The sequence below is a fragment of the Cryobacterium soli genome (assembly GCF_003611035.1).
GTDB lineage: Bacteria > Actinomycetota > Actinomycetes > Actinomycetales > Microbacteriaceae > Cryobacterium > Cryobacterium soli.
The window spans coordinates 3,695,321-3,717,465 of the sequence record NZ_CP030033.1 but is presented as its reverse complement, the minus strand read 5'-3'; the positions used below and the strand labels follow the sequence as shown (position 1 = coordinate 3,717,465).

Annotated in this window: 19 protein-coding genes; 5 read left to right on the top strand and 14 right to left on the bottom strand. The window is 69.5% G+C overall.

Going from position 1 to position 22,145, the window contains the following annotated elements:
- The first annotated feature begins 11 nt into the window (after positions 1–11).
- Positions 12–4,022 (top strand): ATP-dependent RNA helicase HrpA, encoded by a 4,011-nt coding sequence (hrpA, locus tag DOE79_RS17275; protein WP_120339547.1) that lies wholly within the window; start codon positions 12–14, stop codon positions 4,020–4,022.
- 117 nt (positions 4,023–4,139) lie between these two features.
- Here hrpA and DOE79_RS17270 read toward each other — a convergent pair whose 3' ends face one another.
- Positions 4,140–4,616 carry a MarR family winged helix-turn-helix transcriptional regulator gene (locus DOE79_RS17270; RefSeq protein ID WP_120339546.1) on the bottom strand — a complete coding sequence of 159 codons (477 nt, stop codon included), beginning with the start codon at positions 4,614–4,616 and terminating at the stop codon, positions 4,140–4,142.
- A gap of 122 nt (positions 4,617–4,738) precedes the next feature.
- Between DOE79_RS17270 and DOE79_RS17265 the strand changes: the two genes are divergently transcribed.
- Positions 4,739–5,116 carry a DoxX family protein gene (locus tag DOE79_RS17265; protein WP_120339545.1) on the top strand — a complete coding sequence of 126 codons (378 nt, stop codon included), beginning with the start codon at positions 4,739–4,741 and terminating at the stop codon, positions 5,114–5,116.
- Between the two features lie 115 nt (positions 5,117–5,231).
- Here DOE79_RS17265 and DOE79_RS17260 read toward each other — a convergent pair whose 3' ends face one another.
- The 9 genes from DOE79_RS17260 to DOE79_RS17220 all read right to left on the bottom strand — a co-directional run bounded on the left by DOE79_RS17260 (position 5,232) and on the right by DOE79_RS17220 (position 14,547).
- A complete protein-coding gene (locus DOE79_RS17260; RefSeq protein WP_120339544.1) occupies positions 5,232–6,224 on the bottom strand; it encodes an IS481 family transposase in 993 nt (330 codons plus the stop codon).
- 126 nt (positions 6,225–6,350) lie between these two features.
- Entirely contained in the window at positions 6,351–7,103 is a 753-nt protein-coding gene (locus DOE79_RS17255; RefSeq protein WP_120339543.1) for an amino acid ABC transporter ATP-binding protein, read from the bottom strand.
- Positions 7,104–7,141: 38 nt separating this feature from the next.
- Positions 7,142–8,176 (bottom strand): amino acid ABC transporter permease, encoded by a 1,035-nt coding sequence (locus DOE79_RS17250; protein ID WP_425455658.1) that lies wholly within the window; start codon positions 8,174–8,176, stop codon positions 7,142–7,144.
- 3 nt (positions 8,177–8,179) lie between these two features.
- On the bottom strand, positions 8,180–9,076 hold the full coding sequence (locus tag DOE79_RS17245) for an ABC transporter substrate-binding protein (protein ID WP_120339542.1): 897 nt from the start codon (positions 9,074–9,076) through the stop codon (positions 8,180–8,182).
- 184 nt (positions 9,077–9,260) lie between these two features.
- A complete protein-coding gene (locus tag DOE79_RS17240; RefSeq protein ID WP_120339541.1) occupies positions 9,261–10,157 on the bottom strand; it encodes an ABC transporter substrate-binding protein in 897 nt (298 codons plus the stop codon).
- A 228-nt stretch (positions 10,158–10,385) separates the two neighbouring features.
- The gene (locus tag DOE79_RS17235; protein WP_120339540.1) at positions 10,386–11,411 is read right to left on the bottom strand and encodes an iron-siderophore ABC transporter substrate-binding protein; all 1,026 of its coding nucleotides are present in this window, start codon (positions 11,409–11,411) and stop codon (positions 10,386–10,388) included.
- A gap of 66 nt (positions 11,412–11,477) precedes the next feature.
- Positions 11,478–12,371: an ATP-binding cassette domain-containing protein gene (locus DOE79_RS17230; protein WP_120339539.1), complete on the bottom strand. Its 894-nt coding sequence runs from the start codon at positions 12,369–12,371 to the stop codon at positions 11,478–11,480.
- A complete protein-coding gene (locus DOE79_RS17225) occupies positions 12,371–13,474 on the bottom strand; it encodes a FecCD family ABC transporter permease (RefSeq protein ID WP_245976992.1) in 1,104 nt (367 codons plus the stop codon). The genes DOE79_RS17230 and DOE79_RS17225 overlap by 1 nt, the downstream gene beginning before the upstream one ends.
- Positions 13,471–14,547: a FecCD family ABC transporter permease gene (locus DOE79_RS17220; protein ID WP_181445830.1), complete on the bottom strand. Its 1,077-nt coding sequence runs from the start codon at positions 14,545–14,547 to the stop codon at positions 13,471–13,473. Before DOE79_RS17220 ends, DOE79_RS17225 begins: the two co-directional genes overlap by 4 nt.
- A 129-nt stretch (positions 14,548–14,676) precedes the next feature.
- Here DOE79_RS17220 and DOE79_RS17215 point away from each other — a divergent pair, with 129 nt between their 5' ends.
- Positions 14,677–15,543, top strand: coding sequence for a PhzF family phenazine biosynthesis protein (locus DOE79_RS17215; RefSeq protein WP_120339537.1), 867 nt, complete (start codon positions 14,677–14,679; stop codon positions 15,541–15,543).
- Between the two features lie 369 nt (positions 15,544–15,912).
- Here the strand turns inward: DOE79_RS17215 and DOE79_RS17210 are convergent, their stop codons facing one another.
- Complete coding sequence (locus DOE79_RS17210; RefSeq protein ID WP_120339536.1) at positions 15,913–16,947, bottom strand: sulfurtransferase; 1,035 nt, start codon at positions 16,945–16,947, stop codon at positions 15,913–15,915.
- Between the two features lie 116 nt (positions 16,948–17,063).
- Here DOE79_RS17210 and DOE79_RS17205 point away from each other — a divergent pair, with 116 nt between their 5' ends.
- Both DOE79_RS17205 and DOE79_RS17200 read left to right on the top strand, forming a co-directional pair.
- The gene (locus tag DOE79_RS17205; RefSeq protein ID WP_120339535.1) at positions 17,064–18,272 is read left to right on the top strand and encodes an MFS transporter; all 1,209 of its coding nucleotides are present in this window, start codon (positions 17,064–17,066) and stop codon (positions 18,270–18,272) included.
- Between the two features lie 111 nt (positions 18,273–18,383).
- Positions 18,384–19,202, top strand: a complete 819-nt coding sequence (locus DOE79_RS17200; RefSeq protein WP_120339534.1) for an aldo/keto reductase — start codon at positions 18,384–18,386, stop codon at positions 19,200–19,202.
- A 90-nt stretch (positions 19,203–19,292) separates the two neighbouring features.
- Here the strand turns inward: DOE79_RS17200 and DOE79_RS17195 are convergent, their stop codons facing one another.
- The 3 genes from DOE79_RS17195 to DOE79_RS17185 form a co-directional block, all read right to left on the bottom strand.
- A complete protein-coding gene (locus tag DOE79_RS17195; protein ID WP_120339533.1) occupies positions 19,293–20,279 on the bottom strand; it encodes an aldo/keto reductase in 987 nt (328 codons plus the stop codon).
- A 41-nt stretch (positions 20,280–20,320) separates the two neighbouring features.
- Complete coding sequence (locus DOE79_RS17190; RefSeq protein ID WP_120340404.1) at positions 20,321–21,109, bottom strand: GNAT family N-acetyltransferase; 789 nt, start codon at positions 21,107–21,109, stop codon at positions 20,321–20,323.
- Positions 21,110–21,249: 140 nt separating this feature from the next.
- Complete coding sequence (locus DOE79_RS17185; RefSeq protein WP_120339532.1) at positions 21,250–22,134, bottom strand: alpha/beta fold hydrolase; 885 nt, start codon at positions 22,132–22,134, stop codon at positions 21,250–21,252.
- Positions 22,135–22,145 lie beyond the last annotated feature (11 nt).

Genomic DNA, 22,145 nt, shown 5'->3' with positions numbered 1-22,145 from the left:
ATGGAGGGCTAATGATTCCCGTCACAATCACCTTCCCGCCCGAGTTGCCGATCAGCCAGCGCCGCGACGACATCGCGCGCGCCATCCGCGACAACCAGGTCGTGATCGTGGCCGGGTCCACCGGGTCGGGCAAGACCACGCAGCTGCCCAAGATCTGCCTGGAGCTCGGGCGCGAGAGTATCGGCCACACGCAGCCGCGCCGGCTCGCCGCGCGCACCATCGCCGAGCGCATCGCCGAGGAACTCGGCCAGGAGGTCGGCGAACTCGTCGGCTACCAGGTGCGCTTCACCGACCGCGTCGGCGCCGACACCCGCATCAAGCTGATGACCGACGGCATCCTGCTCAACGAGATCCACCGCGACCGGATGCTGCGCAAGTACGACACCATCATCATCGACGAGGCCCACGAGCGCAGCCTCAACATCGACTTCCTGCTCGGCTACCTGCAGCAGCTGCTCCCCCAACGGCCCGACCTCAAGCTCATCATCACCAGCGCCACCATCGACCCGGCCAGCTTCGCCAAGCACTTCGCGGCCGCCGACGGCACCCCGGCGCCCATCATCGAGGTCTCCGGCCGCACCTACCCGGTTGAGATCCGCTACCGCCCGCTCGTGGCCGAGGCCGCGATCGACGACGACGACGAGCTCTCGGATGCCGCGCCCAGCGTGGACCGCGACTACATCGAGGGCATCTCCGCCGCGCTCGACGAACTCGAGCGGGAGTCCAACGGCGACGTGCTGGTGTTCCTCTCCGGCGAGACCGAGATCCGCGACGCGGCCGACGCCCTGCAGGGCAAGTTCGCCGGCGGCGACCGCACCAGCCCCACCGAGGTGCTGCCGCTCTACGGCCGGCTCTCCTCCGCCGACCAGCACCGGGTGTTCCAGCCCTCCACCGTGGCAGGAGTGCGCCGCCGCATCATCCTCGCCACCAACGTGGCCGAGACCAGCCTCACCGTGCCGGGCATCCGTTACGTCATCGACGCCGGCACCGCCCGCATCAGCCGCTACAGCGTGCGCTCGAAGGTGCAGCGGCTGCCGATCGAGGCCATCGCCCAGGCCTCCGCCAACCAGCGCTCGGGCCGCTCCGGCCGCACCAGCGACGGCATCGCCATCCGCCTGTACAGCGAAGAAGACTTCACCCGCCGGCCCGAGTACACCGAGCCCGAGATCCTGCGCACCAACCTCGCCGCGGTCATCCTGCAGATGATCTCGCTGGGTCTGGGCGACATCGCGCAGTTCCCGTTCCTCACCCCGCCGGACTCCCGCAACATCAAGGACGGCCTCGACCTGCTCACCGAGCTCGGCGCCGTCAAGGCCGTCGTGGCTCCCACCGGCACCCCCACCGAAGACCCGAGCCAGGCCGGCGGGCGGTCCGGCCGAGACGGCGGGCGCGGGCGCGGCGGCCGTGACGGTGGCCGTGGTGGCCAGGGCGGGCGGATGGCCGTGACGGCCGGCACCCACAGCCTCACCCGGGTGGGCCAGCAGCTCGCCCAGCTGCCCATCGATCCCCGGTTCGGCCGCATGGTGATCGAGTCCAAGGTGCAGGGCACCAGCCGCGAGGTGATGGCCATCGTGGCCGGGCTCACCATCCAGGACGTGCGCGAGCGCCCGCTCGAGCGCCGCGGCTCCGCGGACGAGAAGCACGCCAGGTTCGCCGACCCCACCAGCGATTTCCTCTCGCTGCTGAACCTCTGGAACTACCTCGAGACGCAGCAGAAGGAGCTCGGCTCGAGCGCGTTCCGGCGGCTGTGCAAGAACGAGTACCTCAACTACCTGCGGGTGCGCGAGTGGCAGGACGTCTACAAGCAGCTCCGCCAGCTGGCCAAGCCGCTCGGCCTGCACATCGGCGACCCGGCCGTGAACCCCGACGGCATCCACCGGTCCATGCTCTCCGGCCTGCTCTCGCACATCGGCCTGAAGGACGTGGCCAAGAAGGATTACATCGGCGCCAGGCAGCAGCGCTTCGTGCTGTTCCCCGGCTCCGCGCTGGCCAAGAAGCAGCCCAACGCCGTGATGAGCGCCGAACTGGTGGAGACCAGCCGTCTGTTCGCCCGGATGAACGCCGTCGTCGACCCGGCCTGGGCCGAACAGCTCGCCGGCGACCTCTGCAAGCGCAGCTACTCGGAGCCACACTGGGAGAAGAAGCAGGGCGCCGTGGTTGCCTACGAGCGGGTCACCCTCTACGGCGTGCCGATCGTGCCGCGCCGCCGGGTGCAGTTCTCCCGGGTCGACCCGGCCTACGCCCGCGAGCTGTTCATCCGGCACGCCCTCGTCGACGGCGAGTGGGACCTCGACCGGGTCGACCAGCGGGTCACCGCGTTCGACCGCGCCAACACGGCCCTGCGCAAGGAACTGGCCGAGCTCGAGGAACGCACCCGGCGCCGCGACATCCTCTTCGACGACGAGGCCGTGTTCGAGTTCTACCACCGGCGCATCCCCGCCGAGGTGCACAGCACCCGCACCTTCGAGACCTGGTGGCGCGTGGCCCGCGCGGCAACGCCCGACCTGCTCACCATGACCGCCGAGGCGCTCGTGCCCGAGGATGCGCCGGAGATCGACGAGTCCCTCTTCCCGCCGTCCTGGCAGCAGCGCGACCAGCGCTTCGCGCTGAGCTACCGGTTCGAACCGGGCGCCGAAGACGACGGTGTGACCGTGCAGGTGCCGCTGGCGCTCTTGGCCCGGGTCTCCCCCACCGGGTTCGACTGGCAGGTGCCGGGCCTCCGCGCCGACCTGGTCACCTCGCTGATCAAGTCGCTGCCCAAGGCCATCCGCCGTAACGTGGTGCCCGCCGCCGACTGGGCGGTGCGCCTGCTCGCCGAATTGCCGGAAGCCCCCGGTGTCGTGCGTTCGTCGGTCGAGCCTGTCGAGACCCCGCACGGTGCCTCAAATCGCAGCAACACTCACGGTGACTCGTCCGACCCCTCCTTCGCCGAAACCCTCGCCGCACTCATCCAGCGCCTCACCTACGTGCCCGTCACCGTGCGCGACTTCGACCTCACCCGGGTGCCCGCGCACCTGCGCATGACCTTCCGGGTCGTCGACGAGCGCGGCAAGAGCGTCGCCAGCGGCAAGGACCTCGGGGAGCTGCAGCGGCGCCTGGGCAACAAGGTGCGCGAGTCCGTCGCCAAGGCCTCCGCCGCCGTACCCACGAACGCGATCGAGCGCTCGGGCCTCACCACCTGGGACTTCGTCGAGCTGCCCCGCTTCATCGACACCAAGCAGGGTGACAACACCATCCGCGGCTACCCCACCCTGATCGACGACGGCACCTCGGTGAGCATCCGCATGATGAGCACCGTCGACGAGCAGGCCCGCACGCTGCCCAATGGTGTGCGCCGGCTGCTGCTGCTGGCCACGGCCTCCCCGGTGGCCTACGTGCAGCAGCACCTCAAGGGCGGCGAGAAGCTCTCTTTGGCCACCAGCCCGTACCGTTCCACCCAGGCCCTGTTCGACGACTGCCTCGCGGCCGCCGTCGACGATGTGCTCTACAGGGTGCGGCCCGACGGCCAGGTGTTCATGAAGGCCGAATTCGACAGCATCCGCGACCGGGTCTCCGGCGTGGTGATGGACTCGATGTTCGAAACCGTCGGCCTCGTGGCCCGCATCCTCACGGCCTCGCGCGCGGCCGACAAGGCGCTCAAGGCCTCCACGAGCATGGCCCTTCTGGCCGCTCTCACGGATGCCCGCGAGCAACTGAACGGGCTGGTCTACCCCGGTTTCGTCAGTGCCACCGGCCTCGCCCAGCTGCGGCACCTGCCACGTTACCTCGGCGGCATCACGGCCCGCATCGAGAAGCTCCTCGACAACCCCAACCGCGACCGGGTGTGGATGAACGAGGTGCAGTCGGCCACAGCGAAGTTCACCGACGCGGGTGGGCGTATCCCGCTGCCGGAGACCGCGGCACCGAACCTGGTGCGGGCGCGCTGGATGATCGAGGAGCTGCGCATCAGCCTCTTCGCCCAGGAGCTGCGAGCCGCCGAGTCCGTCTCCCTGCAGCGCATCCAGAAGGTCCTCGCCTCCTAGCCTCGCCTCGCGAGGTCACTTCGACAAGCTCAGTACGGCGCTCGACAAGCTCGATCAACGATTGGTCGCGACCCACACGCTGGTCGAGCTTGTCGAGACCGGGTGACCACGCCTGCGTTAGGGGGCCCCGTCGCAGGCTTCGGAATCGTCGGGGTGGGCGAGGGAGCGCGCGATGTCGGTGAGGGAGAGCACCTGGGCCGGCGTCAGGCGGTCGAAGACGAGCTTGCGCACTTGGGCCACGTGGCCGGGCGCTGCGGCGACGAGCTTGGCCAGACCCGACTCGGTGAGGGTCGCGATCACCGCGCGCCGGTCATCCGCCGCCATCTCTCGGGTCACGTAGCCCGCGGCCTCGAGCCGGGCCACGATGCGTGACAGCCGCGACTGCGACGTGCTGGCGGATGATGCGAGCTCACTCATGCGCATGCAGTGGTCGTCCCGTTCGGAGAGCATCACGAGCACCATGTAGTCCGCCATGGCCAGCCCGGCGTCCCGCTGCAACTGCGACTCGAGCCCGGCGGGGAGCCGGAACAGCACCTCCGCGAGGGCCATCCAGGCGTCGTGCTCCACGGGGGTCAGCCACTCCGGTTCAGCCATGACCCCAGCCTACCGAGAATTAGTTGACACGGAAAGTAGTTCGCGCTAACTTATTTGACGCGTCAACTAATTCGGATGCAATCACCTCGGCCTCGACCCGGCCACCACCCCAGGAGTCCCCCATGAACATCGCCATCTGGATCATCACCGGCCTGCTCGCCCTCGCCTTCATCGCCGCCGGCATCATGAAGGTCGCCCAGCCGCGCGCCAAGCTCGCCGCCAGCGGCATGGCCTGGACCAACGACTACTCGGATGCCGGCGTCAAGCTCGTGGGTCTCGCCGAACTGCTCGGTGGCCTCGGCCTGATCCTCCCCGCGGTCACCGGTATCGCCCCGATCCTGGTGCCCATCGCCGCGGCCGCCCTCACCGTGATCATGATCGGCGCGGTCGTCTGGCACGTGCGTGCCGGCGATGGCGCGAAGGAGACCATGCCCAGCGTGATCCTCGGCATCCTGGCCCTCGTCGTGGCCATCACCCGCTTCGGCCCCTGGGCGTTCTAGGGCGCACAGGTAAATCAGGAAAGAGTCACCAAAAAAGGACGGAATCGCAGATTCCGTCCTCTTTTGCGACCTTTTTCCTTATTGGCGACCGTCACCGATGGCCAGAGCGCCTGCCCTAGATGTACTGCCCAGGCACGTAGGTTAATCGGCTGATGGGTGGGTGTCCTCCGATGGCCGTGTGGGGCCTGTGGTGATTGTATTCATGCAACCAGCCGGGCAGAGCGTTGCGGCGCGCGGACTCGGTTGAATACATCCGCCGGAACGCCCAGCCCTCGGCGAGGGTGCGGTGGAAGCGTTCGATCTTGCCGTTGGTCTGCGGCCGGTAGGGCCGGGTCTTCTTCGGGGCGATGCCCAGCTGCGCGCACGTGTCGCGCCAGTGATGTGACCGGTATGCGCTGCCGTTATCCGACAGGACGCGCTCGACGGTCACGCCACGGTCGGCAAACCAGGACACTGCCCGCTTCAGCACCTCAACAGCAGTGTCGGCTGTCTCGTCAGTGTGGATCTCTGCGTAGGCGACCCGGGAATGGTCGTCGATGACGGTATGCACGAACGCCTTGCCCACATTGCGGTTGTGGTATTTGTTGACCGCTGCCCCAGGAGTTGTGATGCGGTTCTTGCTGCCTTGGACCCGGCCGACGAAGCGATGCCCGCCACCATCAGGAATATTGCCAAACTTCGTCACATCCACGTGGATCATCGATCCGGGGTAGGGGTGCTCGTAACGGCGAATCACTTCGCCGGTGCGCTTGTCGATGTGGTGCAGTTTATTGATCCGGCAGCGCACCAACACTGCATGCACCGTCGATGCCGGCATACCCAGCTTCGCGGCGATCCCGACCGGTCCCAGGCGCTGTTTCCACCGCAGGTGCCCGATCTTTCGCACCAGCTCTTGCGACGTTTTCGTCGGGCTCACGTGCGGACGGGAGGAACGGTCCTCGACGCCGGCAGCGCCCATCGCCTCATACCGGGTGGCCCACCGGTTCGCGGTCGGCCAAGACACGTGGAAGTACTTCGCCGCCGCCGCGACGGTCCAGCCGTCGTCGATTATCAGGCGCGCAATCCGTAATCGGTGACGCGGGGTCAGGGCAGCATTAGCGTGGGTCATGAGGGCCTCTCGGTCGCGACAGTGGTTGTCTAAGCAGCTCCACTTTGCATCGAGGGGCCCTCACCCCGTTTCAGCGACTACAGCGAGTCGTCACACCGATTCAACCAACGTCCCTGGGCAGTACACCTAGAGCACCTTGGAGAGGAACGCCTGGGTGCGGGCGTGCCGCGGGTTGGCCAGGACCTCCGAGGGGAGGCCCGATTCGACGACGACGCCGGCGTCCATGAACACCAGGGAGTCGGCCACCTCGCGGGCGAAGCCCATCTCGTGGGTCACCACGATCATGGTCATGCCCTCCTTGGCCAGGCCCTTCATCACGTCGAGCACCTCGCCGACGAGTTCGGGGTCGAGCGCGCTGGTGGGCTCGTCGAAGAGCATCAGCTTGGGTTCCATGGCCAGCGCCCGGGCGATCGCCACTCGCTGCTGCTGGCCACCGGAGAGGTGCGCCGGGTAGTAGTCGGCACGGTCGGCCAGGCCCACCCGGGCCAGCAGGTCACGCGCGCTCGACTCGACCTTCGCCTTGGGCAAGCCCTTGACGCGCATCGGCGCCTCCATGACGTTCTGCAGAGCGGTCATGTGCGGGAACAGGTTGAACCGCTGGAACACCATGCCGATGTCCCGGCGCTGCTTCGCGGCTTCCTTCGGCGCCATTTCGTAGAGCTTGCCGTTGGCCTCGCGGTAGCCGATCAGCTCGCCGTCCACGCTGAGCCGGCCGGCCGAGAGCACCTCGAGGTGGTTGATGCAGCGCAGGAACGTGGACTTGCCGGAGCCCGAGGGTCCGACCAGGCACATCACCTCGCCGCGCTTCACCTCGAGCGTGATGCCCTTGAGCACCTCGTGCGAGCCGAAGCTCTTGGTCACCTGCTCGGCCAGCACCATCGGCACGTCGGATGCGACGCCCCCCACTATCGTGTCGCTCATCGTGCTCCCCCGTCGCCGGGCGCACCCGGATTGTCGGTCTTCGGCGGCGCGATCACGGTCGGCTGGCCCGCGCCCACCACGGGCACCACGCCCGTGATGACGCCGGTGCCGGTACCCACGTCGTTCTTGTCGGTCTGCCGGTCGCCCACCCCACGGGAGAAGCGCTTCTCCAGGAAGTACTGGCCCACCATGAGGATCGAGGTGAAGAACAGGTACCAGATCGACGCCACGATGAGCAGCGGGATCGGGTTGAAGGTCTCGGCCGAGATGTCCCGCGACCGGGTGAACAGCTCGAGGCTGAACGGCACGGCCGTGACCAGCGAGGTGGTTTTCAGCATCGAGATCACCTCGTTGCCGGTCGGCGGGATGATCACCCGCATCGACTGCGGCAGGATGACCCGGGTCATCGTCTGCGACCAGCTCATGCCCAGGGCGACCGAGGCCTCTTCCTGGCCCTTGTCGACCGAGAGCAGTCCTGCACGCACGATCTCGGCCATGTACGCGGCCTCGTTCAGCGCCAGACCGATGACGGCCAGTGTAAAGGTGTTCAATGCCGCATTGGTGCTGAACGAGATCCACGGCGTCATGAACGGCAGGCCGATGTCGATGCTCGTGTAGATCAGCGAGATCAGGCCCCAGATGGTCAGCTGCACGTACACCGGGGTGCCGCGGAAGATCCACAGGTAGAACCAGGCCACGCTCTTGACCACCGGATTCGGCGACAGCCGCATCACGGCCAGGATCACGCCGAGGATGATGGCGATCACCATCGAGAACACCGTCAGCTCGATCGTGACCAGCGCGGCCATCGAGATGCGCCGGTCGAAGAGGTACTTGCCTACCGACGGCCAGTCGTAGGCCGGGCGGAAGGCCGCATCCACGACGAACCACGCGAAGATCGCCACCAGGAGCACGGCGAACACGAGGCGCCATGGGTGCCGCAGCCGGATGGCCTTGATCGGCTCACTGGGTGCGGGTTCGCCACGCGGCGGGGTCGCCGCCGCGGGTTCGTTCACGTTCGTGGTGCTCACGGTTTAACCGTTCGCGGCCGCGTTGATCGTGATCTCGTCGATGCCGCCGTCCGCGACGCCCCACTGATCGAGGATCGCCGTGTAGCTGCCGTCGTCGACCATGGACTGAAGGGCGGCCTGGATGGCCTTCGAGAGCTCGGAGCCCTTGGCGACGACCATGCCGTACGGGGCCACGTCGAAGGTCTCGCCCGCCGGCTGCAGCTTGTCGCCGGTCTGCGAGATGGCGTAGAGCGTGACCGGCGAGTCGGCGCTGAGCGCGTCGGCCTGGCCGAGCACCACGGCGTTGGTCGCGGCGTCCTGGGTGTCGAACTTGAGCTTCTCGATGGCGGGCTTGCCGGCGGCAACGCAGGCGTCGCTCTTGGCGGGTACCTCGTCGGTGTCCTCGTAGGTGGTGGCCTGCACGGCGACCTTCAGGCCGCAGGCGTTGTTGGGGTCGACGTCTTTACCAGCCTGGGAAGCCCACTGGATGCCGGCGGTGTAGTAGTTGACGAAGTCGACCTGCTGCTCGCGCTCGACGGTATCGGTGAACGACGACGAGCCCATGTCGGCCTTGCCGCCGGAGACGCTCGGGATGATGTTGTCGAACTTGGCGACCTGGAACTCGGGCTCGAGACCGAGCTTGGCGGCGATGCCGCTGGCGATCTCGACGCCCCAGCCGATCGGCTCGCCGGCCTCGTTCTTGAACTCGTTGGGGGCGTAGGTCGGGTCGGTGCCGATGACGAGTTTGCCGGTGTCGGCGACCTCGGCGGGCACCAGCGCCGCCGCGGCGTCGTCCTTTGCGATTGCGGGGGCCGTACTGGCGTCGGACCCGGATGTCGCGGGCGTCGAGTTGTCGACGCATCCGGTGAGCATCAGGGCCGCAGCGGCGGCGAGGGCGGGGAGTACGTATCTAGCGCGCATGGCACGACCTTCTTCGTAGGGCGTCGAGGTTTCGATTCGACTGGACGGTACGACTGCAGTGAGCCTAATACACCCCTGCGCTGGGGGAACGGCTCGGCGATATCGGTTCGGGAACAGCCCAACGGACGCCCGCCAAGGCTACCGCGTCCCGCGGGGCCGGACTCCTGGGGGCGTCTTGCCGGGGTCAGCCGTTCGCGGCTGCGTTGATCGTGATCTCGGCCACGCCACCGTCGGTGACACCCCAGGCATCGAGAATGGCCGTGTAGCTGCCGTCGACGACCATGGACTGCAGTGCTGCCTGCACGGCGGCGGTCAGGTCGGAACCCTTGGCGACGACCATGCCGTACGGGGCCTCATCGAAGGTCTCACCGGCCGCCTGCAACTTGTCGCCGGTCTGGGCGATCGCGTACAGCGTGACCGGGGAGTCGGCGCTGAGGGCGTCGGCCTGGCCGAGCACGACCGCGTTGGCCACGTCGGCCTGGGTGTCGAACTTCAGCTTGTCGATCGGCGGCTTGCCGGCGGCGACGCAGGCGTCGCTCTTGGCGGGCACCTCATCGGTGTCTTCGTAGGTGGCGGTCTGCACGGCCACCTTCAGGCCGCAGGCGTTGTCGGGGTCGACGTCCGTGCCCGTGGCCGACGCCCACTGGATGCCGGCGTTGTAGTAGTTGACGAAGTCGACCTGCTGTTCGCGCTCCACGGTGTCGGTGAAGGAAGAGGCGCCGATGTCGGCCTTGCCGCCGGCCACGCTCGGGATGATGTTGTCGAACTTCGCGACCTGGAACGTCGGCGTGAGGCCGAGCTTGGCGGCGATGCCGCCGGCGAGCTCGATGTCCCAGCCGATGGGGTCTCCGGCCTCGTTCTTGAACTCGTTCGGCGCGTAGGTCGGTTCGGTGCCGATGATCAGGGTGCCACGATCGGTGATCTCGGCCGGGACCAGCGCTGCCGCCGTGTCGTCCTTCGCGATGGCGGGAGCCGTGCTTGCGGCGGACCCGGACGTCGCGGGCGTCGAGTTGTCGACGCATCCGGTGAGCGTGAGCGCCGCTACGGCGGCGAGGGCGGGGAGGACGTATTTAGCGCGCATGGCACAACCTTTTCGTGGGTCTCGAGGCCTCACGGGATCGAGTCGACTGAGCGGTCCGTGAACGGTTCGACTGGAGCGAGCCTGAGAATCCCTGCGCTGGGATGCGGCTCGTACGATCGCGGCTTCGGGATCAGTCGACACGGACGCGTGTCAAGGTTATCGCGCTCCAGGCAGCACGCTGCGCCCGGCCGAATCCGGCCGGGCGCAGCGCTCGTGCGAGCGGTGGTGTTACTTGGCGGCGTCCGCGGCGAGGGCTGCGGTGGAAAGCAGGTCGACGTAGTCGTCGATGCCCCACGGCAGCGAGAGGCCCGTCGGCGGCGACACCGACGATATGAAGGCCGCACCGACCGGGGAGGCCACGGCGCCGGACTGCACCTGCGGCATGACCTGGGCGTAGCCGGCGCTCAGGAACGCGTCGGACTCCTCCTGGGTGGCGCCGAAGTTGACCAGCACGTCACTGGAGAGCTGGTCGAGCTGCTCGTAGCTGAGCGTGTAGTAGAACGAGGACTCACCGTTGGCGAGGTCGGCGACGCTCGGGGCACTGGTGAAGCCCAGGTCGGTGGCGAAGGTCACGCGCGGGTCGGCATCCGTGTAGACGTAGAAGACTCCGCCGCTGTCGGAGGTGAGCGCGACGGACTTGCCGGCGAATTCGGGGTGTGCGGCGGCCTTCTCGGCGATGGTGGCGTCGATGTCGCTGAGCAGCGCGGTGGCTTCGGTGGACTTGCCGAGGGCCGTGCCGGTGATCGTGATCAGCTCGCGCCAGTCGGTGGACCAGGGCTCGTCGGGGTAGGCCACCACGGGGGCGATGTCGCTGAGCAGCTCGTACTGCTCCTCGGTGAGGCCGGAGTACGCAGCGAGGATGACGTCGGGTGCGGCGGCCGCGATCTCCTCGTAGGGCGGCTCGGTGGAGTCGGAGAGCACCGTGGGCGTCTCGACGCCCTGTTCGTCGAGGGCCTCGGAGATCCAGGGCAGCACGCCCTTGTCGTCGCCACCGTAGGCCTGGAACGGGATCGCGACGGGGATGACGCCGAGCGCGATGGCGTCATCGGCGCTGCCCCAGCCCCAGGTGACCACGCGGGTCGGTTCGGCGTCGATCGTGGTCTCGCCGAAGGCGTGCTCGATGGTGACGGGGAACGCATCGCTGCTTGCACCGTCGGTGGTCGTGTCGGTGGCGGGCGTGGCGGAGCATCCGCTGAGCGTGAGGGCGGCGATGGCCGCGGCGGCGGCGAGCACGGTGGTCAGACGTCTGGGCACAGGTAACTCCGGTTCTGGAAAAGGAAGGCCGCCCGTGATTAGGGTAGCCTCACCTAATATAGCGGGTCAGACGGTGCCATGGAACCGTCCGACGGGAACGATCATCGGGGATCCGCAGACCGGGTCGGCGATGATGCGCGCGGTGAGCCCGAACGCCTCGAGCACCACGGCCTCGGTGAGCACCTCGGCGGGCGGCCCCTCGGCGATGATGCGGCCGGCGCGCATCACCACGAGCCGGTCGGCGTACCGGGCGGCCAGGTTGAGGTCGTGCAGCACCATCACCACGGTGGTGCCCTGCTCATGGTTGAGCTCGTGCAGCAGGTCGAGCACCTCGATCTGGTGGGTCACGTCGAGGAAGGTCGTGGGCTCGTCGAGCAGCAGGATGTCGGGCTTCTGGGCCAGGGCCATGGCGATCCACACCCGTTGGCGCTGTCCGCCGGAGAGCTCCTCCATGCGCCGCGGAGCCAGCTCGAGGGTCTGGGTGGCGGCCATCGCCGCCGCCACGATGGCATCGTCGGTGCTCGACCAGTGCCGGAACCAGCCCTGGTGCGGGTAGCGACCGCGGCCGACGAGGTCGGCGACGCCGATGCCGTCGGGGGCGACCGGCTGCTGCGGCAACAGCCCGACGATGGTCGCGACCTGTTTGCTGGGCAGGCTCTCGATGTTCCGGCCGTCGAGCGTGACGGTGCCGGCCTGCGGTGGCAGCAGCCGGGCGAGCCCCCGCAGCAGGGTGGACTTGCCCGAGGCGTTGGCACCCACGATCACGGTGATCGCGCCGGGCTCGATGGCCAGGTCGAGGCCGTCGACGATGCGCGCCCCGTCGTAGCCGAGGCTGAGGCCGTTGGCAGTGAGTTCGTGGCGGGCGGATGCGGCGGGCGCGGTGACGGGGCCGGTCGTGGCGGCCACGGTGGCGGGCTGGTCGGTGGGCTGGTCGGTGGGCTGGTCGGTGGGCTGGGGCATCAGGCTCCCTTTCCGATTCGGTTCTGGGTGGCCAGCAGCCAGAGCAGATAGGGCGCGCCGATGGCACCTGTGATGATGCCGGCCGGCAGGTTGAGGGCGCCGGGAAGCAGGTGTTGGGCGGTGAAGTCCGCCACCGTGGTGATGAGCACGCCGATCAGTGCGGCCGGCACCAGGGCGAGGCTGCCGGTGGCGACGAGCCGGCGGGCGATGGGCGCGGACACGAAGGCGACGAAGGCGAGCGGCCCCACGAAGGCCGTGGCGAGGGCCGCGAGCGCGACCGCGGCCACGAGCAACGCCAGCCGGGACCGCTCGGCGCGCACCCCGAGGGCGCTGGCGGTGTCGTCGCCGAGCTGGAGCATCCGCATCCGCCCCGCCAACACGGCCACACCCGGCAACAGCACCGCGAGGAAGGCGGCCAGTACGGCGATTTCGGGCCACCGAGCGCCGCTGACGCTGCCGACCAGCCAGGTGAGGGCGTCCTCGGCGTTCCGGAGGTCGGCGCGGGAGAGCAGGTAGCCGAGCAGGCCCTGCACCATGAATGCGACGCCCACGCCGATGAGTACGAAGCGGTAGCCGGCCACGCCACCACGCCAGGCGAGCAGGTATATGGCGCAGGCCACCACCATCGCGCCGCCGAACGCCATGAACGAGGTCGCCACGCTGCCCACGCCCAGCACGAGCATGCCGAACACCGCGGCGGCGCTCGCTCCCCCGGTGACGCCGATGATGTCGGGGCTGGCCAGGGGGTTGCGCAGCACGGTCTGGAACAGGGCGCCGGAGACCGCGAATGCGACGCCCACCAGGATCGCCAGGGTGAGCCGCGGCAGGCGCAGCTTGAAGACGATGAAGTTCTCGCTTGTGGCGCCCTGGCCCACCAGGGTGCGGAGCAGGTCGGGCACGCTGAGGTTGTACGCGCCCACCATCAGGCTCACGGCGGCCACGAGGAGCACCAGGCTGGCCAGCACCAGCACCACCCGGCGTTCCCGGCGGTGCCGCACGAATCGGGCGAGAACCAGCGGGGCGGCGGCCTCCGCTTCGGTCGTCAAGTTCGCGGCACCGGTGCGCGGGCGGGGGCGCACGGATGCTCCGCGGCCGGCGCTCACAGGCCGGCCAGCTTCACGCGGCGCACCAGGGCGATGAGCATCGGGGCACCCAGGAACGCCACGACCAGGCCTGCCTCGATCTCGCCGGGCGGGGCGATCACACGGCCGAGCACGTCGGCAGCCAGCAACAGCACCGGGCCGAGTACCGCGGAGTAGAGCAGGATCCAGCGGTAGTCGGGGCCGGTGAAGCGGCGGGCGATGTGCGGCACGGCCAGACCCACGAAAACGATCGGGCCGGCCAGCGCGGTGGCGGAACCGCAGAGCAGCACCACGGCGACCGCGCAGACGATGCGCGCCGCGACGAGGTTCTGGCCGAGGCCGCGGGCCAGGTCGTCACCGAGCGCCAGAGCGTTGAGCATCCGCCCGGCCAGCAGACACAGCAGCACCCCGACGCCGATGAACGGGGCCAGTTGCAGGGCAGAGCTGAGGTCACGGGCCACGAGTGACCCGGCCGACCAGAACCGGTACTTGTCGAAGGCCGCGGAATCGCCGAGCAGCACGATGGTGATCAGCGAGGTGAGCGAGGCGGTGAGCGCGGTGCCGGCCAGCGCCAGCTTCACCGGGGTGGCGCCCTCGCGGCCGAGCGACCCGATGACATAGACGATCACCGCCGCGACGAACGCGCCGGCGAACGCGAACCAGACGTAACCGAGCGCCGAGCTGACGCCGAACCACGCGATGCCGGCCACGACGAAGAGCGAGGCGCCGGCGTTGACGCCGAGCAGGCCGGGGTCGGCGAGCGGGTTGCGGGTGATGCCCTGCATGAGCGCGCCGGCCAGGCCGAGGGCGAGGCCCGCGAGCAGGCCGATGGCGGTGCGGGGCACGCGCAGGTCGAGCACCACGGTGTGGTCGGTCAGGCTGAGGTCGGGGTGCAGCAACGCGTCGAGCACGGTGCCCAGCGGGATCTCGCGGCTGCCCACCACGAGCGAGGCCGTGATCGCGAGCACCAGAAGCGCCACGGCGATCAGCAGGCCGGCCAGCTGCCGGCGGCGCGGCATCCGCACCGCCTCGGTGGGCAGCGCCGAGCCGCGAGCGGGCGCGCCCGTCGTCCCCGGATCCACTGAGGTAAGCATTACCTAAGTATGACAGGCGGCGGCGGGGCCGCGACAATCGGGCTGCGGCCGGTTGGCTGGCAGAGGAGACGTCCACGGATTGCGGATTGGACCGTCGCCGAGCGGGCTGCGGGCTGGCACCATGGAGGCATGACCGTGCCCGTGCTGCGCCTTGCCGCCTTCACCGACCCCAACCGTGCCGATGCGTCCGCCGGGGGCAACCCGGCCGGGGTCGTGCTTGACGCGAGCGCACTCGACGACGCGGCGATGCAGGCGATTGCGGCCGAGGTCGGTTACGCCGAGACCGCCTTCGTCACGGAGCGGTCGGTCGGAGGCGACCCGCGGCACAGCCGGCTGCGCTACTTCTCCCCCGTAGCCGAGGTGCCGTTCTGCGGGCACGCCACCGTCGCCACCGCCGTGGCGCTGGCCCGCCGCGACGGCGTGGGCGCCCTCACGTTCGAGACCAGCGTGGGTCCCATCACCATCCAGACCCGGGCCACGGATGCCGGCCTCACCGCGTCGTTCACGAGCGTCGATCCGCAGGTGCGCGCCCTCGCACCCGAGGTCCTCGCCCGGCTGCTGGCATTGCTCGGGGCATCCCCCTCGTCGCTGCATCCCGGATACCCGCCCCGGCTGGCGTTCGCGGGCAATTGGCATCCGGTGCTGGTCTTCACCGACGCGGCCGAGTTCGACGCGTTCACCTTCGACCCCGCGGCCATGCGCGCGCTGATGGACGAGCAGGGCTGGGCCGGCACCGTCACCACCCTGTCGGTCCGGGGCGACGGAGAGTTCGAGGCGCGCAACCTGTTCCCGGTCGGCACACTCGTCGAGGACCCGGCCACCGGCTCGGCCGCGGCGTCGGTGGGCGGCTACCTGCGCGAGCTCGGGTTGGTGCGCCCGCCGACCCGGGTGGTCATCCACCAGGGCCGGCACGTGGGCCGGCCGAGCCTGCTCCTGGTGGACGTGCCCGTCACCGGCGGCATCGTGGTGAGCGGCGCCGCCGCGGAGATCGCCTGACCGCTCGCGGCGCAGGAAGAACCTCGCGGCGCAGGAAAAACCTCGCGGCGCAGGAAAAACCTCGCGGCGCAGGAAAAACCTCGCGGCGCAGGAAAAAGGGCCGCGTATCGTGCGCCACGAGGCCTAACCTGCGCCACGACGACCCTGCGGGGCTGCAGACCGCATGCCAGCAACACCCGTTCCGCGTCCGCCTCACCACGAAACCACGCGTGGACGGCCGCGCATCCATGGCTCGCAGCCCGCGAAAATGCCGGCAGCGTGCGGCAGCGCTCGCGGCGTGCGCCTTAGGGCACGCTGCGAGCCTTAGTGCACGCTGGGTGTGATTACCACGGGCTGCGAGACGCATCCTGCGCGGCGCAATGCTCCGGACTAGTGTCCGGGAGCGTCGCCCGTCGCGACCGGGCGGCCCGGCAGGTTCGACCACTGCGACCAGGAGCCGGGATACAACGCCGGAGCGAAGCCCGCGAGCGTGAGCGCCACCGCCTCGTGCGCGGCCGTCACCCCGGATCCGCAGTACACGCCCACGTCGGACCCTGCGTCAGTGCCACCGGATGCGCCCGGCCCGGCCTCATCGGGCACCGCGGCCGTGCTGCCGGATGCGCCGGTCCAGGCTGCCGTCTCGTCGGCGCCCGCTGCTCCCGGCGACACGGTCTCCATCGGCGAAGCAGATTCAGTCGGTGGAGCGACCTCCGCGGCCCGTTCGGCAGGCGCATCCGCCCCGCTACGCGCCCGCACCCCGAGCGCCTCGAACCGTGCTCGCAACTCGGCGGCCGGCAGAAAGCGTCCGTCGGCGTCGAGGTTGCCGCCCGTCGGCGCGTTCAGCGCACCGGGGATGTGCCCGGCGCGGGGGTCGATCGGTTCGGTGTCGCCCCGGTAGCGTTCGGCGGCGCGAGCATCGAGGAGCACGCCGTCCTGGGCGAGCGCGGCCGCGGCATCCGCGTCGAGCGTGGGCAGCGCGCCGAACGCCAGGGACACCGAACCCGGCGCCACCGGTTCCTCGCCCTCCACCACGGGAAGGCCGTCCGCGCGCCAGGCGCCGAGGCCGCCGTCGAGCAGGCGCACGTCGCGCACGCCCGCGTGCCGCAGCAACCACCACGCGCGGGCGGACGACATGTTGCCCAGGTCGTCGTAGACCACCACGGTGTCGCCGTCGTTCAGGCCCCACCGGCGCGCGGCGGCCTGCAGATCGGCCGGCGCGGGCAGCGGATGCCGGCCATCGGCCGGCTCGCCGTGCCCGGCCAGCTCCGTGTCGAGGTCCACGTACACGGCGCCGGGCAGGTGACCGCGGCGGAATTCCATACGACCGGGAGGGCCGCCGAGCTTCCACCGCACATCGAGGATTCGCGGGGCGGGCCCGACGACGAGGAGCGCGGCCAGATCCGCCGGCGTGATCAGAGTGTGCACCCGTTCACGTTAGCCGTAGCCGCGCCGACCCCACCCGACACCACGCAGCAGACGGTCAGCCGACCTCGGCCCCTCGTGATACGCCGAGCCCTCCTCCGGCCGTAGACTGGACGGTTGTGAGCAGCTACTGGACCCTTCTGAAAACTCCGGGCGTTGCCCGTCTCATCGGAGCCCAGCTCACCGCCCGATTCCCGTTCGGGATGCTCTCGCTGGCATTCCTGATCCACATCGAGAAGCTCTTCGATTCCTACGCCGCGGCCGGCCTCGTTCTGGCCGCCATGAGTATCGGCCAGGCCATCGCCGGCCCGCTCACCTCCCGGCTGATGGGCCGCCTCGGCATGCGCCCGGTGCTCATCGCGACCATGGTCATCTGCACCGTGTCGATCGTGGCGATGGCTCTCGTTCCGCTGCCGATCATTGGGCTCATGATCATCGGCTTCATCGCCGGCCTGTCGATGCCGCCCATCCAGCCGGCCGTACGCACCATCTACCCCAAGGTGGTCAACTCCCGCCAGCTCACCCCGTTGTTCTCCCTGGACGCCTCGGCTCAGGAAATCATCTGGGTGCTCGGCCCGGTCATCGCGACCTTCGTCGCCATCCAGGTCAGCACCACCGCGGGCATCCTGCTCGCCGCGTTCTTCCTCGTCGCCGGCGGAATCTGGTTCGTGGCGCTGCCCGAGGTGGGCCGGGTGCGCATCCCCCGCAGCCGCCGCAAGCTCGGCGTGGTGCTGAAGAAGCCCGAGGTGCTGCTCAGCACCGTCGTGGGCTTCATGCTCGTCGCCGCCTGCGCCGCTGTCGAGGCCGGCGTCGTCGCCGTGTTCGGCCACGGCAGCGCCAACGCCGGCTGGGTGCTGGGCATCTTCGCCGTCGGCTCGCTCATCGGCGGGCTCGCCCTCGGGCACCTCCCGATCGGCCCGTGGGCACTGGCCAGCCGGATGCTCATCGTCACGATCGGCCTGGCCATCGCGGGCCTGTTCCTCAACTTCTGGTGGCTCTCCGGCGCGCTGCTCATCGCCGGCATCGGCATCGCCCCGTCGTTCGCGGTGTTGTTCGGCATCGTCTCGGCGAGCGTCAAGTTCAGCGACACCGCCGAGGCCTACGGCTGGATCGGCACCGGTCAGCTCATCGGAGCGGCGCTCGGCTCGGCCCTGGCCGGCTTCGCGATCGACCACTCCGGCGCCGGCTCGGCGATCTACGTCGCCGCCGGGTTCGCCGCGCTGGGGACGCTCATCCCCGCGCTCGGCCGCCGCTGGCACCCCGACCTGCGCGGACGAGACGTGAGCCCCATCCCCGACACCGAGCCCATCAGCATCCAGGTCTCCTAGTCCCCTCCCGCGAACCGTGAGTTAAACACCCAAAATCGCCGAATTCCGAGCCTTTTCTCTCGGTTCGCGGAACGGGGCGGGGACACCAGCGGGGGCAGGTTTAATGGGGGCATGGAACATGCTCTGACGCTCAACGACGGTCACGCCATCCCCCAGCTCGGACTCGGGGTCTACAAGATCCCCGACGACCTCGCCGCCGGCACCGTGCAGATCGCCCTGGAAGACGGTTACCGGCACATCGACACGGCCGCGCTCTACGCCAACGAACGCGGCGTCGGCGAGGGCCTGGCCCGGGCTGCGTTGCCCCGCGACGAGGTCTTCGTCACCACCAAGGTCTGGAACGACCAGCACGGCTACGACGAGACCCTGCGCGCCTTCGACGAGAGCCTGGCCAGGCTCGGCCTCGACTACGTCGATCTCTACCTGATCCACTGGCCGGCACCCCGGCAGAACCGGTACGTCGAGACCTACCGCGCGCTCGAACGTTTGCGGGCGGATGGCCGCGCCCGGTCGATCGGAGTATCCAACTTCCACCCACACCACCTTGACCGGCTCCTCGACGAGACCGACATCGTGCCGGCGGTCAACCAGATCGAGCTGCATCCGTGGCTAGCGCAGACCGAGACGCGCGCGTACAACGCCGCCCACGGCATCCTCACCGAGGCCTGGTCGCCGCTGGCCAGGGGCCGCGCGATCGGCAACGCCACCCTCGACGCCATCGGTGCCCGGCACGGCAAGTCCGCGGCCCAGGTGGTGATTCGCTGGCACCTCGAGCTCGGCAACGTGGTGATTCCCAAGTCGGTGACGCCGTCGCGCATCCGCCAGAACCTCGACGTCTTCGATTTCACCCTGGATGCGGCCGACCGAGAGGCCATCGCCGCGCTCGATGCCGGCGAACGCACCGGCAAAGACCCCGACGACCTCGACTGACCCTCGCGACCACTCGGCGAACTGTGAAAAAAGCACGCCTCGGGGCTCGGAGGCGTGCTTTGGTCACAGTTCGCGGAATGGTGGAGCGAGCTACCAGCGGTGGTGGATGGACTCCCGCAGCAGGCGGTCGTAGATGGACTGCACGCCTTCCATGAACTCGATGGGCAGGGCCGGCACGGCGCCGGCGGATGCGTTGCCCTGAGCCTGCTTCACCGATCGGGCGCCAGGGATCACCGAGGACACCCCGTCGATCTGCGCCACCCAGGCCAAGGCCGCCTGAGCCGGCGTGAGGCCCTCGGGCACCAGGGCGGCGAATTCCGCCGCCGCGGCCAGGCCGGTCTCGTAGTCGACACCGGAGAAGGTCTCGCCCACGTCGAAAGCGCTGCCGTCGCGGTTGTAGTTGCGGTGGTCGTTCTCGGCAAACACCGTGTCTCGGGTGTACTTGCCGGTGAGCAGCCCGCTGGCCAGCGGCACCCGGGCGATGATGCCCACACCCGCGGCGCGCGCGGCCGGCACGACCTCGTCGAGGGGCTTGAGCCGGAAGGCGTTGAGGATGATCTGCACCGTCGCGATACCGGGCCGAGCGATCGCGGTCAGCGCCTGCTCGCAGGTTTCCACGCTCACGCCGTAGTTGGCGATGACACCGTCGTCGACGAGGGTGTCGAGCGCGTCGTAGACCTCACCCGACTCGATCACGGCGCTCGGCGGGCAGTGCAGCTGCACCAGGTCGAGGGTCTCGGTGCCCAGGTTGCGGCGCGAGCGCTCTGTCCAGGCGCGGAAGTTGTCGAGAACGTAGTTCTCCGGCAGCTGCTCGAGGCGGCGGCCCATCTTCGTGGCGACGGTGATGTCCACTCCGGGGGCACCGTGCTCGAGGAAATGCCCGATGATCTGCTCGCTGCGTCCGTCGCCGTAGACGTCCGCGGTGTCGAAGAAGGTGACGCCGGCATCCACGGATGCGGCGAGCACGGCGGTGGCGTCGGCCTCGGTGACGTCGCCCCAGTCGGCGCCCAGCTGCCAGGTCCCCAGTCCGATGACGGAGACGGTGCGGCCGGTTCTGCCCAGTGTTCTCTTATCCATGAAGCCAGCCTAACGACGCGGCCCGACAGAACCCGGTCGACTTACCGGGTCCAGTTGTATGGGGTTGTCGTCGACACGCGGAGGAGCCCGGATCGCTCCAGGATCGGCCTCGAGTCCTCGGTGGAGTCGCTGTGCACGAACTTCTTGCCCAACGCGAGGGCGGAACGGGCCCGAGCGGCCGTCAGCGCACGGTAGATGCCGCGGCCGCGGTAGGCCGGGAGGGTGGCGCCGCCCCAGATGCCGACGAAGTCGGTGCCGGGGACCGGCTCGAGGCGGCCGCCGCAGACGATCCGGCCATCGGTCTCCGCCACCCACAGTTCCATGCCGTCGTCACGGGCGAGGCGCTCAAGCAGCGCCTGGGCCATCCGGGTGTCGACGGCTTCCCCGAACGCCTCGTCGACCGCCGCGCTCATCGCGCGCACGTCGGCCTCAGCGGTGATCTGCCGCAGGGTGACGCCGGCGGGTGTGGGAGCGTTGCGGCACAGTGCCTCCAACGGGCCGATCATGATCGACTCGGGCTCGTCCGCGGAGAACCCGTTCGCCAGCAATGCCTCGTGCAACCCGGGCGCTCGGTCGTGGCCGCGGCTCTTCCATTCCACGGTCGTGATCTCCCGGTCGGCTCGGAAGTGCTCCAGCGCGCCCGCCACCAGAGCCGCGATCGCCGGCTCGTCGGCGCCGGCGAGATCCTGGTAGGTGATGAAGCCTCGCCCGCCGGCGAAGGTCACCAGCCGCAACGGGCCCAGTCGGGTGACGCTGAGAGCGCTGGGTGTTTCGGCATCGGTTCGGAGCTGGGCGTCGTAGGCCTGCAGGTAGTCCGTGGCTAGTGTCATCGGGTCCATGCTGGCAGCACCCCAACGTCCAGGCAACTCGGTTCACACAGCTCGGCCCAGGCGACTCCGTCGAGGCGTCGTCCAGCGGCTGCACATGCTCCTCGCCGACCCGGACAGCGCGCCCGGTCGCGCGCGACGGCTCAGCCCGCCACCTCGGCCGGTGTCGGCCCACCCGCTGTGTCGGCCGCCGAGCCGGACGCACCATCGATCACCCGCACCAGCACCTTGGCGATGCGGCTGCGCACGATGTGGTCGTTGGCCTCCACCCGGTGCGTGGTGACGTGCCGCATCCGCTCGACCACCCGGAGGCTGCCGGGCGCGACGAAGGCGTCGAGCGCCCCGTAGATCAGGTCGACGGGGATCCGCAGGCCGGCGATGTCGCTCACCATGGTCTGCGACTCGATGCAGTGCTCGAGCGACTTCACGAACGGCGTCCAGTTCTCCGCGGTGAGTTCCAGGATGCCCTTGGGTAGCAGTCGGGCCAGCACCGCGGCGTTGGCGAGGGTGAAGTCCTTGTTCGCCCGCAGGAACTCGTAGGCGCGCAGGTACGCGGTGACCCTGGCCCGCACCCACGGGTCGCCGATGTCGGTGGGCGAGAGGTAGATCGGCGGGCCCACCAGAACCAGCCGGGAGACGCGGCTGCCCGACGGGGAGAACCAGCGTCGCTCCGAGGCGTACCGGGTGGCGATGAGACTGCCCAGCGAATGTCCGACGAGCACGAACGGCTCCCGCAACCTGAGGTGCTGGATGGTCGCGGCGAGCGCCGCGACGTGATCGTCGAGGGTGTATTCGCAGCCGACTGGTTTCGGTGAGGCCCCGTGGCCGAGGATGTCGACGGTGATGACCCGATGGTTCGGGGCGAGCAACGGTACGACCTTACGAAAGGTGACCGCGGTGGAGGCGATGCCGTGCACCAGGATCACGACCGGGCCGGAGCCGGTGTCGGAGTGGATGTGCAGACGCGGGGCCCGGCGCCGACGGAACCATCCCGTCGGCGCCGGACCCTCACCCTGGCTGGGCGGCATCAGGCAGCGTC

Coding starts and splice junctions, on each gene's coding strand:
- DOE79_RS17220 (WP_181445830.1), bottom strand. CDS start 14,547: ATGCTTACCTCAGTGGATCCGGGGACGACGGGCGCGCCCGCTCGCGGC.
- hrpA (WP_120339547.1), top strand. CDS start 12: ATGATTCCCGTCACAATCACCTTCCCGCCCGAGTTGCCGATCAGCCAG.
- DOE79_RS17230 (WP_120339539.1), bottom strand. CDS start 12,371: ATGCCCCAGCCCACCGACCAGCCCACCGACCAGCCCACCGACCAGCCC.
- DOE79_RS17245 (WP_120339542.1), bottom strand. CDS start 9,076: ATGCGCGCTAGATACGTACTCCCCGCCCTCGCCGCCGCTGCGGCCCTG.
- DOE79_RS17185 (WP_120339532.1), bottom strand. CDS start 22,134: ATGCCGCCCAGCCAGGGTGAGGGTCCGGCGCCGACGGGATGGTTCCGT.
- DOE79_RS17270 (WP_120339546.1), bottom strand. CDS start 4,616: ATGGCTGAACCGGAGTGGCTGACCCCCGTGGAGCACGACGCCTGGATG.
- DOE79_RS17195 (WP_120339533.1), bottom strand. CDS start 20,279: ATGGATAAGAGAACACTGGGCAGAACCGGCCGCACCGTCTCCGTCATC.
- DOE79_RS17255 (WP_120339543.1), bottom strand. CDS start 7,103: ATGGTGCTGGCCGAGCAGGTGACCAAGAGCTTCGGCTCGCACGAGGTG.
- DOE79_RS17190 (WP_120340404.1), bottom strand. CDS start 21,109: ATGACACTAGCCACGGACTACCTGCAGGCCTACGACGCCCAGCTCCGA.
- DOE79_RS17260 (WP_120339544.1), bottom strand. CDS start 6,224: ATGACCCACGCTAATGCTGCCCTGACCCCGCGTCACCGATTACGGATT.
- DOE79_RS17265 (WP_120339545.1), top strand. CDS start 4,739: ATGAACATCGCCATCTGGATCATCACCGGCCTGCTCGCCCTCGCCTTC.
- DOE79_RS17215 (WP_120339537.1), top strand. CDS start 14,677: ATGACCGTGCCCGTGCTGCGCCTTGCCGCCTTCACCGACCCCAACCGT.
- DOE79_RS17240 (WP_120339541.1), bottom strand. CDS start 10,157: ATGCGCGCTAAATACGTCCTCCCCGCCCTCGCCGCCGTAGCGGCGCTC.
- DOE79_RS17200 (WP_120339534.1), top strand. CDS start 18,384: ATGGAACATGCTCTGACGCTCAACGACGGTCACGCCATCCCCCAGCTC.